Origin of the sequence: Blastococcus brunescens, assembly GCF_035320885.1 — a bacterium.
GTDB lineage: Bacteria > Actinomycetota > Actinomycetes > Mycobacteriales > Geodermatophilaceae > Blastococcus_B > Blastococcus_B brunescens.
In genome coordinates this window covers 371,034-385,309 of record NZ_CP141261.1, presented here as the reverse complement: position 1 = coordinate 385,309, position 14,276 = coordinate 371,034, and the positions used below count along the sequence as shown (strand labels likewise).

The following is a 14,276-nucleotide window of genomic DNA, read 5'->3' as shown; positions in this document are numbered from 1 at the left end:
GTGCGGTTCGGCGCGCACGACCGGCAGCAGCACGGTCGTCCGGACGGCGACCGCGGCCAGGAGCGGCCCGATCGTCAACGCGAGCGGTGCCCAGACCGCTCCCCGTCCACCCCGAGCACCAGGACCGCGACGACCGCGAGCGAGACGAACTCGAGCGACCGGAGGGCCAGCACCCGGCGGTGCCGGTGGTGGACGGTGGCCAGGGCCGAGTACGGCAGCAGCACCGCACCGGCGATCGCGTAGGCGGACCAGCCGACGACCGAGCCCAGCGGGATCACGTAGGCACCGCCGGTCAGCAGCGGCCCGAGGACCGGGAGCACGGCGCAGGTGAGCGCACCGATGCACGCGACGGTGGCGGCGAGCCCCAGGGCGGCGCGGTCGGCGGTGCGCAGCAGGGCCGCCGCCGGCCGCGCCCGCATGGTCACGAAGTGCGGCAGCAGGAAGGAACCGAGGCCGGCCACCAGCACCAGCGTCGGGGCGGTGAGCACCCGGGCGGCCTCGACCGGCCCGTAGGCGGCGGCTCCTGCGGCGGCGACGACCAGGAGCCGCAGGACGGTGAGCAGGGCCGGCCGGATGGTCTGCGCGGCCGCCCGCCAGATCCCGAAGTCGAGCACCGTGCGCCACGCCGGGTTCCGCCACGGACCGCGCGGCCGCTCCCCGCAGGAAGGCGCCACCAGGCCACCAGGGCCGCACCCGTCTGACCGACCAGCAGCGCCACCACGAACGACGCGAGCGACAGCCCACCGGTGGCGCCCGCCACGACCAGGGTGCCGAGGGCGAGCAGCAGGCTCGCGCCGTCGACGGCCGGCAGGGACCAGAACCGTCCGGACGCCATGAGCAGGCGCCGCAGGGTGTCCTCGACGATGAAGGCCGCGGCCGCGGGACCCACGAGCAGGCCGGCCCACCACGGGAGCGCCCCCGACAGCAACGCGGCTCCCGCACCGAGCGCGCCCGCGAGCGCGGACACCGCCGCCGTCCAGCCGTGCAGACCGGCCCGGATGCGGGCGTCCATGCGGTCGAGGACGGTCAGGGAGTCGCCGACCAGGCCGCTGCAGACGGCCGTGGCCAGGACGAGCAGGCCGTAGCCCAGGGCGAAGGCGGCCAGTCCCGCCGCACCCAGGTACCGGGCGGCGGCCACCTGCAGCACGAGTCCGGCGAGGGCCTGCGTGCCCTGTCCCAGGACCGCCCCGGTCACCGGCCGACGCACCATCGACCGGATGCTCACGGATCCATTCTCCGGGCCACGGCGCCCGGACCGGCGTCGGCCGGCCCGGGCGTCACCCGATGTGGGGGTCGCCGCGATCAGCCGGCGACCCGCACCTCGAACGCGGTCAGCCGGACGGCGACCGGTGCCGTGGCGCTGCCCGAGAGGTAGCTGGAGACACCCACCCCGCCCGCCGCCTGGAGCGACGGCGTGCCGTCGGTTCGGGTCAGGGTCGGCGTCGTCGGCTCGTCGGTCCCCGCCGCCCACACCGTCGCGGCCAGCTCGGTGGTCCCGGTGCCGGAGATCTGCAGCCGCACGTTCAGCGGGGTCCCCGCGGTCGAGCTGACCCCCGGGACGACGACCTCGCCGCCGATGAGCACGTCGTTGGTGGAGCCACCCAGGCGGGTGACCGCGACCCGTACGGTGCCGTCGGCCAGGAACCGCAGCTGCGCGCGGTACTGCTCGGTGGCGCTGATCCGGCGACCGGCCACGTAGACGTACGCGCCCCCGCCGCTCGGGGTGCCCTCGAGGGCCAGTGTGGTGCGCAGGTCGATGTCGGTCTGCGCCACGCCGCCGAGGAACGAGCCCGTGCTGTTCGACGGCCCGTTCAGCTGCAGCGTCCCCACGCCAGGCGTCACCGACTGCCGGCTGCCGCCGAACTGCACCGTCCACGGCCCGCCCACGTCGGCCGCGCCCAGCCCGCCGGTCACCGACCGGGCGAAGGCGTCCGCCGCCACGACCTCCCTGCGGGATCACCCGGCTCCTCCGGCGCGGTCACCGTCACCGTCTCGACCGCGGTGGCCGTAGCGCCGTCGTCGTCGGTGACCGTCAGCGTCACCGGGTAGGTGCCGGCTGCGGCGTAGGTGTGGCTCGCCGTCGCCCCGGTGCCGGTCGAGCCGTCACCAAAGTCCCATGCGTACGAGGCGATGCTGCCGTCGGCGTCGGCCGCCCCGAGCCGTCCACGGTCACGACCAGGCCGGAGGTCACCGCCGACAGGACGGCGGTCGGCGCGGCGTTCTCCGCCGGCGCCGGAGCACCGTTCGGCACGGCGGTGAACGACGGGACGGTGAGTACCACGGGGCGGGCGCTGCCGGAGAGGTAGGCGAACAGCCCCACCGCACCCGGCGCCTGCAGCGACTCCGTGCTGTCGGTGCGCGAGACCGTCGGCGTCGCCGGCTCCTCGCTCCCGGCGGCCCACACCGTCGCGGCCAGCTCCGTGGTGCCGACCCCTCGGCCTGCGCGCGCACCTGGAGCACGGTGCCGGGCGTGTGGGTGAGCCCGGCGACCAGCTGCTCGCCACCGATGAGCGTCTCCGACCCGGGCCCCGACAGCCGCACGAAGGACACCCGCACGCTGCCGTCGGCCAGGACCCGCACCCGGGCGCGGTACTCCTGGTTGGCCTCGACCCGCCGGACCGGCAGGTAGAGGTAGGCGCCGCCCCCGGTGGGGGTCTCCGCCAGCGAGAACGACGTGCGGACGTCGACGCTGGTCTGCGCGACCCCGCCCAGGTAGGAGCCGGTGTTCGTGCCCGGCGCCAGAGCCAGCCGGGCCGCTCCGGGCGATACGGACTGGCGCATGGCGCCGGCCGTGACCGTCCACGGTCCACCGACGTCCGCGGTGCCGAGGCCCCCGTTCACCGACCGCCCGAAGGCGTCCGCGGCGAGGACGGTCGCCTCGACGACCGACACGGTCTCCTCGGCGGTGCCGGTCGCACCGTCGTCGTCGGTCACCGTCAGAGTCACCGGATAGGTGCCCGCGGCGGCGTAGGTGTGCGACGTCGCCGCACCCGCTCCGGTCGAGCCGTCTCCGAAGTCCCACGCGTAGGAGGCGACGGTGCCGTCGGTGTCGCCCGAGGCCGACCCGTCGACGGTCACCGACAGCCCTCGGCCGTGGCCGAGAACGCCGCGGTGGGCTCGGCGTTCGGCGGCGGGTCGGTGACCGCCACCGTGGCCGAGGTCTGGCTGGTTGCACCGTCGTCGTCGGTCACGGTGAGCGTCACGGAGTAGGTGCCCGCGGCGGCGTAGCTGTGCGACGTCGCCGCACCCGTCCCGGTCGAGCCGTCCCCGAAGTCCCAGGCGTACGAGGCGATGCTGCCGTCGTCGTCGCTGGACCCGGCGGCATCGAAGGACGCCGTGCGGTCGTCCACCATCGACGTGAAGCGGGCCGTCGGGGCCAGGTTGATGGCCTCACCGGTCGCGCCGAGGCTGTGGTGGTTGGCGATCCGGTCGGCCGAGAGCGCCGTCGGGTAGACGGCGACCTCGTCGACGTCCCCGTCGAAGTACGCGGCACCTGACCAGCTGGTGTCACCGCCCACGCGCCAGTAGCCGTTGTAGACCTGCGCCGCCGTCGTGTCGGAACGCGAGCCGACCAGGGCACCGTCGACGTACAGCGCCATGCCCGCCGGGCTCAGCGACGCCGCCACGTGGTGCCACTGTCCGTCGTTGTAGACGTCCGGGCCGGTGACGAATCGTCTGGCGCCGGGGTAGACCCCGAAGTTGATCCGTCCGGCGGTGTCCATGTAGACGCTTCGGTCGTGGCTGCTGCTGTTGGCGTCGGCCGCGTTGCCGAAGCCGACGATCTTGCCGCCCGCGGTCGAGGTGGTTCGGACCCAGGACTCGATGGTGAAGACCTGGGGTCCGGCGACGACGGACTGGGTGGACAAGAACCCCAGGTTCGAGCTGCCCGACATCCCGCGGAACCGGTAGGCGGTGTCGGCGTCGCCGGCGATCGCGCCGTCCACGCCCTGCTCCGGCGTGGCACCGTCCTGACCGGTTCGGACGGCCAGGTCAGCGGGGCCCGCGTAGTCGTACGCGGAGGCACCCGACGCCTCGCCCAGCGGCCAGTAGTGCGCAGCGCCGTCCGCCCGCACGGTGTCGGAGTAGTCGCGCTGGGCGACCGTGCCCTCGGCCACCTCGACCGTCATCCAGGCCGAGTTCGCCCGGTTGCCGAAGGCGTCGAAGGCGCTCACCCGGTAGGTGTGCGTGCCGGGAGACACCGCCGTGTCGACGAAGCCCATGCCTTGGGGGCCCACCAGATGGACGACCGGGTGACCTCGTGGATCGGAGTCGTGTTGTCGCCGTCCCGGTAGACCCGGTAGGTGAGGTGCTCGTTGTCCTGGTCGCTCGTGGTGGTCCAGCCGACCCGGGCCATCCCGCCGATCGGGGAGCTCGCCGTCGCGGCGAGGGCGGACGCCACCGGACCGACCCGGTTCGGGGCCGTGGACGGCGCCGCGTACCGGACGAGGCCCTGCTGGCCCGTGCCGTTCACCCGCGGGAACTCGCCGCCGTATACGACGTACTCACCGTTGCCCGCGACGCTCCAGCCGGCCTGCGCCTGCCCGGTGTAGGAGCCCGGGGTCATGATCGGGAACCAGTTCAGCAGCGAGGGGCCGGCTGGCCCTGCAGCAGCGTCCCGCTGGACGGGTACTGCCGCTCGCTGACGTGGACGATGGTGCCCTCCGGCTTCACCCGGCTGTTCGTCAGCGTGCCGGTACCCACGGTGCCGGTGGCCGCGATGGTCACTGCGGTGGCGTACCGGTGGACCCGCGGGCTGTGCTCGTGATACCCGCCGATGTTGCTGCAGACGTGCGGGTGGCCGGCCACGTAGAGCGCCCCGCTCATCGGGAAGCTCGAGTAGGTGTCGCCGTGGCACTCGTTGATCCACTGCACCGCACCGCCGTCGGCGAGCACGGCGAACCCGCCCTCCACGTTGCCGGGGCCGTAGTAGTCGTAGGCCGTGCCGTACACGTTCGTGCCGTCGGTGGAGAGGTGGTACACCCCACCGTTGATGCCCTGGTTGGTGATCAGCCGGTTGATCGCGAACGGGCGCGTCTCACCGGTGACCGCGTCGAGGGCGCCGACACCGGTCGCCTTGACCCCGTTGAGGGTGTCGAAGTGACCGCCGACGACGACCTGGGCGCCGCCGCCGGTCACCACGATGGAACGGACGACGTCACTGAGGCCGGTGTTGGTCGTGCCGTTCTGAGGGCGGTTCAGCATCGGCCCCGTACCCGGGACCGGGTTCCAGGGGAGCAGCGCCCCGTCGGCCGCGTTCAGCGCGGCCAGGCGGTGCCGGCTCACCGAGCCCACCGCGGTCAGGGTGCCCCCACGTAGACGGTGCTGCCGGAGACCGCGATCGCGTTGACGCGGCTGGAGACGTTCGGCCGGAAGTCGGGGATCAGCTGCCCCGTGGCGGTGCTGTAGGCGGCGATGCGGTTCCGGGTCTGCCCGTCTGCCTGGGTGAAGTCGCCGCCGACGTAGATCCGCGAGCCGTCCGGCGAGGCGGCGACCACCATCGCCTGGGCGTTGAGGTCAGGCGCGAAGGAGGTGATCAGCTCGCCGGTGCGGATGTCGTAGGCCAGCAGGTTGTTGCGCACCGTCTCCTGCGCGCCGGCAGCTGCGCCCGCGGGGCGGGCGCGGGTGAACTGCCCGGCGGCGTAGACGGTGTTCCCCACCACGACCTGCGACCAGACGACGCCGTCGATCTGCACGGTCGGGAGGGCGTCGGCCGTCACCGTCGTCGGGCTGGCCGGATCGGCTGGATCCATCGGCGCGGAGTCCGCCCGAGCGGTTCCGGCCATCAACCCGCCGAATGCGCCGGCGACCAGCAGCAGGCTGAGCAGCCCTGCCACGACCGCACGGAACCAAGCCACGCGTGCAGACATGTGTTCCCCGTGTGAGACGTCTGGTCCACTCGGACCAGAGGCCAAACACTAAGCGTGACGATCGCTCGCCTGATATCCCCCGAGGTGGTGACATAACGTCGATATCGACACATATCAGGACTGAGTCGTCACTCCGGGTAGCTGGACTGACGTCATGGCCTCACTGGCGCCGTCCACCTGCTGCCGCGGCCTACGCGCCGGCGCGGCTCCGCAGACGGAGGTGGTGGCGGGCCATCCGGGCGACGATGTGGGGGCGCCCGTCACGTGGGCTGACATAGCAGCGTGGCAGGGTGAACCGGTCACCCGGGTCGTAGTCACCGGTGACGCAGGCGTGGTCGTAACCGGCCGCCCGGACCGCGTCGGCGGCGGCCTGGTCGTAGCTGCCGTACGGGTAGCAGAAGCTGCGGACCTCCGTCTGGAGGACGTCCTCCAGCACGCGCCGGCTGTCCGAGATCTCCGCGGTCAGCGTGGCCGGATCGGCACCGGCCAGACGGGCGTGGCTCAGCGTGTGGCTGCCGACCTCCTGCCCGGCGGCGGCCACGGCGCGGACCTGGTCGGCAGCCATGAGCTGGAACCGCGGGCCGTCGTCCCACTCGTTCTCGCCGCCCAGGCGACCGGCCACGACGTACACGGTGCCGGTCATGCCGTGCCGCTGGAGCACGGGTACGGCGTGCTCCAGGAAATCGGTGTAGCCGTCGTCGAAGGTGAGACCGACCAGGCCACGGGCGGCGCCGCGCGCCTCGGCGAGCAGCAGCTCGCCCAGCGACACCCCGCGCAGGCCCAGCCGACGGAGCAGCCGCAGGTGCCGTTCCAGCCGCTCCGGGTGCACCCGGAGCCGATGCGGATCCGGCACGGTCGACGGGCTGATCGAGTGGTACATGAGGATCGGCGGGAGGTTCATCCGCGTCCGATCGGTCACCGGTGCTCGCACTGTGGCGTCTCCCTCGGCTGTAGCTGTCGATCCGTCGGCGCGGCCTCCCGGACGGCGAGGGACACCATCTCGGCCACGAGTTGGTCGCCGAACAGGGTGGGGTCGTGCCTCCGCCGGGCCTCCCCGCGTCATGCAGGGCTGCACTCCCGAAACCCGACCAGTCGGCGACCACGCGCTCGACGGCGTCCGCCCACTCGACCGGCCGGTCCGGGGCGACCGCCTGGGCGCCCGTGTACCCCGCGACCGCTTCCAGCAGGCCGCTGCTCGCGCTCACGACCAGCGGCCGGGCGGCGAGCACCGCTTCCACCGCGGCGTTCCCGAAGGACTCCTCGGCCACCGACGGCACCAGCACCACGTCGGCGGCGGCGAGGCAGGGCCACACGTCGGACCGGAAACCGGCGAAGCGCACGGAGTCCTCGAGCCCGGCCGCCGCCACCTGCTCGCGCAGCTCGGCCTCGAACCACTCGTACCCGGGGAACACCGAGCCCACGAGCGTCAGCTCGGCCGCCACACCTCGCGCCAGCAGCTCCCGGAGGGTCGCCACCGCGACCTGCGGGCCCTTGCGGGGGAGAGCCGGCCGACGTAGAGGAGCCGGAGCGGTCCGTGGAGCTCGGCGCGCAGCGGCTCGGCCTCCGCGGGGCCGCGCACGGCGTTGTGGATGACCGCGGTCCGCCGGCGCACGCCCGGCGCCACGTCGGCCAGTACGTCGAGGGTGAACCGGCTGTTCACCACGACACGGTGGCTCAGGACCGGCCCCAGGGCCATCCCCTGCGCACCGGCCGCGGGAGGGACTGCTCGGCCTCGTGCACGTGGCACAGGGAGCGGCGGCCGGCGATCCGGGCCAACAGCGGCCACGAGGGCAGCGTGAGGGTGTTGACGTAGACCCCGTCGGTTCCGTACCGGCGCAGCAGCCGGAGCGCCGGGACGACACCGCGCACGGCGTCGGCCACCAGTCGCACCGCACCCCGGGGACGCAGTGCCGCCGTGCGGAGCACCGGCATCGGGCAGACCACGACGCGCACGCCGAGTCCGTCGAGCTCCGCCAGCAGCGGCCCGGCGCCCGGCACGGCCACGGTCACGTCGAACCGGACCGCCAGCGCCGCCACAGCCTCCAGCAGCATCCGGTCGGCACCGTAGAGCTCCGCCCCGGGATGGGCGACCAGCACCGACGGCCGCGGACCCGGGCCGCCCGCGCTCGCCGCCGCGCGGGATCCGCGGCGGCCGGACCGGGGAGGGAGGAACCGTGTCACGACGGGTCAGACCACGGAACCGGCGAAGAGCACGCGCGGCGCGCCCGCCCGGTGACCGAGCTCCACCGTGACCGAGTCCCGGGCGTCGGCCGGGACGCCGAAGACGTAGACGCCCTCGGCCGACTCGCCGGAGGGCAGCTCGCCGACGAACGGCTGGCGCGAGGAGTCGTCCAGGGGAGGCAGGAGTCGCCGCACCGCCGTAGTACATGTTGACCGTGACGCCGTCGAGCGCGACCGGCGCCCCGGTCCGGTTCTCGATCCGGACCGTCACGCGGAGCGCCGGGCCGGAGACGTTCCCGGGTCCCTGGCCGACCCCGTCGACGGCCTCGATCCGGGGCAGCAGGACCACGACGTCGTCCTCCGGCTCGGCGGAGCCGTCGAGCGCCACCGCGGGCAGCGCAGGGGCAGCTCGGCGAGGTCCTGACCCGGCTCCGTGGCTCCCGGAGCGGTCGACTCCGCGGGCGCTCCGCCCGGGACGCCGGTCTCCGGGACCGGGGCGGTCGAGCCGGTCGCTGCGGCCGACGTCGACGACCCGGGCGCTGCGGCGGCGCGACGATCGGGATCTCCACCGCCCGTCACGACGACCACCGCCACCAGGACGGCGAGGACGGCCACGGCGGCGCCGGCCAGCAGCAGGCGTCCCCGGGTCAGCGGCGTTCGCACGCCGTCGTCGACCGAGGGATCCGCCGGTGTTCCGGTGTCCTTGCCGCTCATCGCGCCAGCCTGCCCATCTCGTGGAACCACTTGACCGCGGCGAGGGCCAGGAAGGCCGCCGCCGCCAGGAACAGCACCCCGTACACCGGGACGAACAGCGAGGGCGCGCCATAGAGGACGAACACGCACGCCAGCAACCCGTAGTCGGTCGGCAGCGTGAGCAGCGACCGGCCCACCCCGGCCGGCCGGGCCGTCGGCTGCGCGCGGGTGGGGGCGCCGTGCTGGGCACGCAACGCCTCGTTGAGCATGGTGGCGAAGTAGGTGACCGCGTCCACGAGGCAGTAGCCGATCGGCACGAGCAGCCACGCGCCGTGGTCGACCACCTCGAAGCGGTAGAACCCGACGAGGACCGCGAGGTGCAGGCCGGACGCCTTGACGGCGTCGACCATGTGGTCCAGCCACTCCCCGGCCGGCGAGCCCCCGCCGCGCAGCCGGGCGAGCTGCCCGTCCGCGGCGTCGAAGGCGTAGCCGAGCACCAGGCAGCCGGCGATCGCCAGCCCGGTTCCCCACGAGGGAGCGGCGAGCACGAGCAGAGCGAGGCCCGTGGCGGTGAAGGCGGCACTGATCCCCGTCACGGCGTTCGGGGTCAGACCCGCGTGGAAGGCCAGTGCGGCCAGGAGCCGGCCGAGCCGGCGGTTCACGAACCGGGAGTACGCCGGTGCCCCGGCCGAGCCCTTCTGGGCGCCACGGAGCCGCTCCAGCGTCGCGGCGAGCGTCTCGTCGGCGGAGCGGACGGTCCGTACGTCGGTGCCGCCGGTCATTGCTGGGCCCCGCGCAGCCGCGGCGCGTCGGTGCCCGGTGCCATCGACTCCCCGGCGGACGCCGCCCGCGGTGCGGGCACGATCGAGAGCGCGGCCCGGCCGCTGCCGATCCGGTGACCGGACGGGCGACGGGCCGGGAAGCGACGCCCGGCCAGTTGCAGTGCGAGCTTCTCGTAGCCGGCCGCCACGTCGTCCCAGTCGTAGGCCCCCGCCAGCTCGCGGGCGCGCCGTCCGTGCCGTGCCACGGCGGCCGGATCGGCCTCGGCCGCGTCGACCAGCGCAGCGACGTCGGCCGGACTGACGAAGTACTGCCCGGACTCGGCGACGACCTCGCGGTTGAAGTCGACGTCGTAGGCCAGCACCGCCGTGCCGGTGCCGATGGCCCGCAGCAGCGACGGGTTCGTGCCGCCGACCGAGTGGCCGTGCAGGTAGGTGTAGGAGTTCGCGTACAGCTGGTCGAGCTGCCCCTGGTCCCAGACCCCGCCGAGGAAGCGCACCCGATCGTCGGCGGCTGCGTGCACGCGGGCGGTGTAGGCGTCCGAGTAGGGCGCCGAGCCCACGATGACCAGAGGCTTGGCCGCGGCGCTTCGCACGTACCCCTCGACGATGACCTCGACGTGGTTCTCCGGCTCGAACCGGGCGACGACCAGGTGGTATCCGCCGGGCTCGAGCCCCAGCTCGGCCAGCCGGTCGCTGCCGGGCTCGATCAGGGGCGCTCCGTAGGTGAGCAGCGTGGTGGGGGCGCCGAACTCACCGCGGTAGTAGTCCGCGATGCCCTGCGCGTCGGCGATGAGGACGTCGGACCAGCGCACGGCCAGCGACTCGGCGAGGCGGTAGTAGCGCTGACCCACGGGCCCCCACTTCGCCCGCTTCCACTCCAGCCCGTCGACGTGCGTGGCGGTGGGGATGCGGGCGGCGCGCAGCGCCGGCAGCAGCGGCGCGTTCGCGGCGTTGAAGACGAGGGCCGCGTCGACCCGGTGCGCCATGAGGTGGGCCACCGAAAGCGCGGAGTGGCTGAGGGTCTCCAGCGCGCGCTTCCGCGCGGCGGGCAGGTGCACCAGCTCCATGCCGAGGTGTTGGCGGGGGCGCTCCTCCCCGCCGCGGTCCGGCAGTAGACGACGACCTTGTGGCCACGGTCGGCCAGGCGGCGTCCGACCTCCTCGACTGCGGTCTCGAAGCCGCCGTACCGGGCCGGCACTCCTCTCGTCCCGAGAAGGGCGATCCGCATCGTCGTCACGTCCATTCGCTGACCGGGCGGCAACAACAAAGCGCCACCAGTGCGTCGAGTCACGCACCGCTACTGAAGGATGGCCCGCCGTAGCCGGTTTGACGCATGCGGACGGGACGTCATGCCCCTCCGGGTGACCCTCGAAAGAGGAGGCGGTCAGTAGGCCCCGGACTTGCTGAGCACGGCCCGAGCGGTCTTGCCCATGATCAGCAGGTCGGTCGCCAGCGACCAGTTCTCGACGTACCGGAGGTCCAGCCGGACGGCTTCCTCCCACGGCAGGTCGCTGCGACCGGACACCTGCCAGAGACCGGTGAGGCCAGGCTTGACCAGAAGACGCCGGCTCACCGAAGAGTCGTAGCGGGCCACCTCGACCGGTAGCGGAGGCCGGGGGCCAACGAGGGACATCGACCCGCCGAGCACGTTGATCAGCTGCGGGAGCTCGTCGAGTGAGAGGCGGCGCAGCCAGCGGCCCACGGACGTGACCCTCGGGTCCTCCCGCATCTTGAACAGCGGCCCGTCCGAGATGTTGGCGTCCCGTAGTTCATCGACCTGACGGTCGGCGTCGACCACCATGCTGCGGAACTTCAGCATCGTGAAGGGCTGCCCATTGAGGCCCACCCGTTCCTGGCGATAGAGCACCGGACCGGCGCTGCCGAAGCGGACGGCCAAGGCGATGCCGGTCAGGACCGGCGACAGGACGAACAGGGCCGCGCCGGCCACCACACGGTCCATGCCGCTCTTGACCACGCGCCGCCAGCCCTGGAACCGCGGCTGCTCTACCGACAGAAGGGGCAGCCCTCGAACGGGCGGATGTGCAGGCGAGGCCCGGCGACCTCGATGAGGCCCGGCGCGACGAGCAGCTCCATGCCGGTGCCCTCGAGCTGCCAGGACAACTGTCGGAGGTACTGCGCCGCCGTCTCGCTCGCTGACGTGACCGCGATGGTGTCGGCCCCGAGCCGAGCGGCCATCCCGACCACGTCATCGAGCCCACCCACGGGGACCGTGGCGACGCCGGCCACGCGGTCCCGGTCGTCCGGGGTCACGCACAACCCGACGACGTCGAGGCCCGCGTAGTGCTCGCGCCGGACACGCGCCGCGAGTTCGAGCACCGCACCGCCACGGCCCACCACGACGACCCGACGGGCGCACCGGCCGCGGGCGCGCAGTCGACGGAGCTGGCACCGGGCCGCGTAACGCCCGAGCAGCGTCACCAGCATCACGCCGGGAACGGCGACCACCACGAGGGCGCGGCTGAGGTCGAGCGCCGCGGCGTAGGAGATGAACCCGGCGAAAGCCAGGAGCAGGAAGCCTGCCTTGCCGACGAGGCGGTACTCCTCGCTACCAGTGCCGAAGACCCGCTCGGAGTAGGCCCCGACAGAGAAAGGACCAGCGGCCAGGCCGGGACCAGTCCGATGGCGCCCCACAGCAGCGAGCTGGAGACCTGGACCTCGTCGACCCGCGTCAGCAGCACGGTCGCGCCGGCGATGGCGGCGACGAGCGTCTCGACCACCGCGAGGACGGCGGCATAACGCCGCACCCACCGGGCGGTACGTCGGGGCGGGGTCAGTGCAGGACTCGGCCGGCCGTCGTCGGTACGGGGTGAGCCCGCCGAGCCGACCCGCGGCGCAGGGACGTGATCCAGTGCACCACGCACGCCTGTCGAGTCCAGCAGCACATTGCCCCCGTTTACGCTGTGTGATCAAGCGCCAGGAGACGACGAGTACGCGACCGAACAAGCAGGTCTTTCGTCGTCCACAGAGCCCTGACGTCAAGATCACACTCACAGAGCGTCACGGAATCCGTCAACACGGGGCGGGCGGCTTCACCCTTTCGGGAGGGCACCCGCGCCGCTGTCCGCGACCGGGGGCTCAGCTGCGGGGTGGACCTCGTTCTGCGCGGCCTCGAGCCCCTTGACGAGCAGGGCTTCGGCGGCGTCGGCCGCCTCGGCGACGAGGAGGTCGAGTTCCTTGCGCTCCACCGAGGAGAAGTCCTTGAGGACGTAGTCGGCCGGGTCCTGCCGACCGGGCGGGCGACCGATGCCGACCCGCACCCGGAGGTAGTCCTTGGTGCCCGTGGCGCGCGTGATCGACCGCAGGCCGTTGTGCCCACCCTCCCCGCCGCCGCGCTTGAGGCGGACCGTGGCGAAGGGCAGGTCCAGCTCGTCGTGCACGACGACCAGGTCGTCGGCCGGCAGGTGGTGGTAGTCGAGCAGCCCGCGGACGGGACCGCCGGACTCGTTCATGTACGTCAGCGGCCGCGCGAGCACGACCCGGCGGCCGACCAGCCGGCCCTCCGCGGCGGCCGCGCGCGAGCGGGCACCCTTGCCGGGCGAGAGACGGACGCCGGCGCGGGCCGCCAGTTCGTCGAGGACCATCGCGCCGACGTTGTGCCGGTTGCCGGCGTACCCGGGCCCCGGGTTGCCGAGCCCGACGACGAGGAAGGGGCCCTCGGACGCGCGCGGACCGGGGGCGCCGGCAGTGCCGGCGCCCCCGGGGCTCGTGCTGTCGGTCAGGGGATCGCTCAGCCGTTGTCGGCGGACTTCTCCGCCGAGTCCATCGACTCGCCGCTGCCCTGGTCCTGCGGCTCGGGGACGACGTCGCCGGTGCCGGCGTCCGCCTCGGCGTCGCCGGACTCCTCGCGCTCGATGCCGACCTCGGCCTCGGCCTCGGCGAGCTCGGCCTCGAGGGCCTCGGCGGTGGGCGCACCCAGGAAGCCGATGACCAGCGCCTCGGCGTCGGTGATCAGCGTCGAGCCCTTCGGGAGGACCAGGTCGCCCGCGGTGATGTTCTGGCCGGCGGACCGGCCCTCGACGTCGACCTCGATGCTGTCGGGCAGCTTGGTGGCGTCGGCCTCGATGGACACGGTGTTCAGCTGCTGGTTCGGGATCGTGTCGGGCGCGACCTCGCCGACGATGATGATCGGCACCTCGACGGTGGTCTTCTCACCGCGGCGGACGACGAGCAGGTCGACGTGCTCGTGGGTGCGCTTGAGCGGGTCGCGCTGGACGGCCTTGGTCAGCGCCAGCTGCTCCTTGCCGTCGAGCACGATGGTCAGCAGGGCGTTCGAGCCGCCGTTGCGCAGGGCCGCGGCGAACTCGCGGGCCGGCAGCGACAGGTGCACGACGTCCTGGCCGTGCCCGTAGAGGACGGCGGGGATGCGGCCGACGCGGCGGGTGCGACGTGCGCTGCCCTTGCCGAACTCGCTGCGGGTCTCGGCGTCGAGGCGGTAGTCAGCCACGGTGATGTGCTCCTCAGAAGGTGGATCGGGTCTGCGGCCGGCGCACGCGCGCGGCACACCCCTGAGGGCAGACGCACGTCGATCACGGAGCAGCGGAACCGCTCCCTCGCCGGGCACAGAAAGAGTACGTGAAGAGCCGCGACAGCCGCGAAGCGGTCCTCCCGAGCGGGAGCCCGGAGGGTTCCCCGAGGGAGGACGGGACGGGAGACGAGGGCGCTGGGACCGGAGCCGCCCCGCGAGGCCGGTCCGCCGAGCGGGGGCCGGAGGCTCCCCGAGGTGGTCCGGGAA

20 protein-coding genes and 1 pseudogene are annotated in these 14,276 nt (G+C 73.6%); all 21 read right to left on the bottom strand.

Annotated features, from left to right (window positions below):
* Window positions 1-74 precede the first annotated feature (74 nt).
* Entirely contained in the window at window positions 75-488 is a 414-nt protein-coding gene (locus U6N30_RS02785; protein ID WP_324276048.1) for a hypothetical protein, read from the bottom strand.
* Entirely contained in the window at window positions 422-1,225 is an 804-nt protein-coding gene (locus U6N30_RS02780; protein WP_324276047.1) for a hypothetical protein, read from the bottom strand. Before U6N30_RS02780 ends, U6N30_RS02785 begins: the two co-directional genes overlap by 67 nt.
* A 77-nt stretch (window positions 1,226-1,302) precedes the next feature.
* Window positions 1,303-1,941, bottom strand: coding sequence for a hypothetical protein (locus U6N30_RS02775; RefSeq protein WP_324276046.1), 639 nt, complete (start codon window positions 1,939-1,941; stop codon window positions 1,303-1,305).
* On the bottom strand, window positions 1,911-2,132 hold the full coding sequence (locus tag U6N30_RS02770; RefSeq protein ID WP_324278139.1) for a PKD domain-containing protein: 222 nt from the start codon (window positions 2,130-2,132) through the stop codon (window positions 1,911-1,913). Before U6N30_RS02770 ends, U6N30_RS02775 begins: the two co-directional genes overlap by 31 nt.
* 55 nt (window positions 2,133-2,187) lie before the next feature.
* Window positions 2,188-3,078 (bottom strand): PKD domain-containing protein, encoded by an 891-nt coding sequence (locus U6N30_RS02765; RefSeq protein ID WP_324276045.1) that lies wholly within the window; start codon window positions 3,076-3,078, stop codon window positions 2,188-2,190.
* Entirely contained in the window at window positions 3,075-4,220 is a 1,146-nt protein-coding gene (locus tag U6N30_RS02760; protein WP_324276044.1) for a LamG-like jellyroll fold domain-containing protein, read from the bottom strand. Before U6N30_RS02760 ends, U6N30_RS02765 begins: the two co-directional genes overlap by 4 nt.
* A complete protein-coding gene (locus U6N30_RS02755) occupies window positions 4,169-4,564 on the bottom strand; it encodes a hypothetical protein (RefSeq protein WP_324276043.1) in 396 nt (131 codons plus the stop codon). The genes U6N30_RS02760 and U6N30_RS02755 overlap by 52 nt, the downstream gene beginning before the upstream one ends.
* 14 nt (window positions 4,565-4,578) lie before the next feature.
* Window positions 4,579-5,283: a hypothetical protein gene (locus tag U6N30_RS02750; RefSeq protein ID WP_324276042.1), complete on the bottom strand. Its 705-nt coding sequence runs from the start codon at window positions 5,281-5,283 to the stop codon at window positions 4,579-4,581.
* Between the two features lie 14 nt (window positions 5,284-5,297).
* Window positions 5,298-5,834 carry a hypothetical protein gene (locus tag U6N30_RS02745; RefSeq protein WP_324276041.1) on the bottom strand — a complete coding sequence of 179 codons (537 nt, stop codon included), beginning with the start codon at window positions 5,832-5,834 and terminating at the stop codon, window positions 5,298-5,300.
* Between the two features lie 223 nt (window positions 5,835-6,057).
* Entirely contained in the window at window positions 6,058-6,786 is a 729-nt protein-coding gene (locus U6N30_RS02740; RefSeq protein ID WP_324276040.1) for a polysaccharide deacetylase family protein, read from the bottom strand.
* 226 nt (window positions 6,787-7,012) lie between these two features.
* Window positions 7,013-7,309: pseudogene (locus tag U6N30_RS33150) on the bottom strand (glycosyltransferase family 4 protein); the annotation flags it as partial.
* On the bottom strand, window positions 7,294-7,530 hold the full coding sequence (locus U6N30_RS02735; protein WP_324276039.1) for a hypothetical protein: 237 nt from the start codon (window positions 7,528-7,530) through the stop codon (window positions 7,294-7,296). The pseudogene U6N30_RS33150 and the gene U6N30_RS02735, both read right to left, overlap by 16 nt.
* Window positions 7,531-7,541: 11 nt before the next feature.
* Entirely contained in the window at window positions 7,542-8,048 is a 507-nt protein-coding gene (locus U6N30_RS02730) for a hypothetical protein (RefSeq protein ID WP_324276038.1), read from the bottom strand.
* A gap of 6 nt (window positions 8,049-8,054) precedes the next feature.
* Window positions 8,055-8,243 (bottom strand): hypothetical protein, encoded by a 189-nt coding sequence (locus U6N30_RS02725; RefSeq protein ID WP_324276037.1) that lies wholly within the window; start codon window positions 8,241-8,243, stop codon window positions 8,055-8,057.
* Window positions 8,244-8,315: 72 nt separating this feature from the next.
* On the bottom strand, window positions 8,316-8,762 hold the full coding sequence (locus U6N30_RS02720) for a hypothetical protein (protein WP_324276036.1): 447 nt from the start codon (window positions 8,760-8,762) through the stop codon (window positions 8,316-8,318).
* Window positions 8,759-9,523, bottom strand: coding sequence for a CDP-alcohol phosphatidyltransferase family protein (locus tag U6N30_RS02715; protein WP_324276035.1), 765 nt, complete (start codon window positions 9,521-9,523; stop codon window positions 8,759-8,761). The genes U6N30_RS02720 and U6N30_RS02715 overlap by 4 nt, the downstream gene beginning before the upstream one ends.
* The gene (locus tag U6N30_RS02710) at window positions 9,520-10,590 is read right to left on the bottom strand and encodes a DUF1972 domain-containing protein (RefSeq protein WP_324276034.1); all 1,071 of its coding nucleotides are present in this window, start codon (window positions 10,588-10,590) and stop codon (window positions 9,520-9,522) included. The genes U6N30_RS02715 and U6N30_RS02710 overlap by 4 nt, the downstream gene beginning before the upstream one ends.
* 317 nt (window positions 10,591-10,907) lie before the next feature.
* The gene (locus U6N30_RS02705) at window positions 10,908-11,498 is read right to left on the bottom strand and encodes an exopolysaccharide biosynthesis polyprenyl glycosylphosphotransferase (RefSeq protein WP_324276033.1); all 591 of its coding nucleotides are present in this window, start codon (window positions 11,496-11,498) and stop codon (window positions 10,908-10,910) included.
* A gap of 29 nt (window positions 11,499-11,527) precedes the next feature.
* Window positions 11,528-12,175: a nucleoside-diphosphate sugar epimerase/dehydratase gene (locus tag U6N30_RS02700; protein WP_324276032.1), complete on the bottom strand. Its 648-nt coding sequence runs from the start codon at window positions 12,173-12,175 to the stop codon at window positions 11,528-11,530.
* Between the two features lie 398 nt (window positions 12,176-12,573).
* Complete coding sequence (pth, locus tag U6N30_RS02695; protein WP_324278138.1) at window positions 12,574-13,263, bottom strand: aminoacyl-tRNA hydrolase; 690 nt, start codon at window positions 13,261-13,263, stop codon at window positions 12,574-12,576.
* Window positions 13,264-13,271: 8 nt separating this feature from the next.
* Window positions 13,272-13,988 carry a 50S ribosomal protein L25/general stress protein Ctc gene (locus U6N30_RS02690; RefSeq protein WP_324276031.1) on the bottom strand — a complete coding sequence of 239 codons (717 nt, stop codon included), beginning with the start codon at window positions 13,986-13,988 and terminating at the stop codon, window positions 13,272-13,274.
* Between the last annotated feature and the right edge of the window lie 288 nt (window positions 13,989-14,276).

Excerpts from the sequence above, each read along its gene's own strand:
- U6N30_RS02760 (WP_324276044.1), bottom strand. The coding sequence starts at position 4,220 with ATGGGCTTCGTCGACACGGCGGTGTCTCCCGGCACGCACACCTACCGG.
- U6N30_RS02755 (WP_324276043.1), bottom strand. The coding sequence starts at position 4,564 with ATGACCCCGGGCTCCTACACCGGGCAGGCGCAGGCCGGCTGGAGCGTC.
- U6N30_RS02720 (WP_324276036.1), bottom strand. The coding sequence starts at position 8,762 with ATGAGCGGCAAGGACACCGGAACACCGGCGGATCCCTCGGTCGACGAC.
- U6N30_RS02715 (WP_324276035.1), bottom strand. The coding sequence starts at position 9,523 with ATGACCGGCGGCACCGACGTACGGACCGTCCGCTCCGCCGACGAGACG.
- U6N30_RS02710 (WP_324276034.1), bottom strand. The coding sequence starts at position 10,590 with ATGGAGCTGGTGCACCTGCCCGCCGCGCGGAAGCGCGCGCTGGAGACC.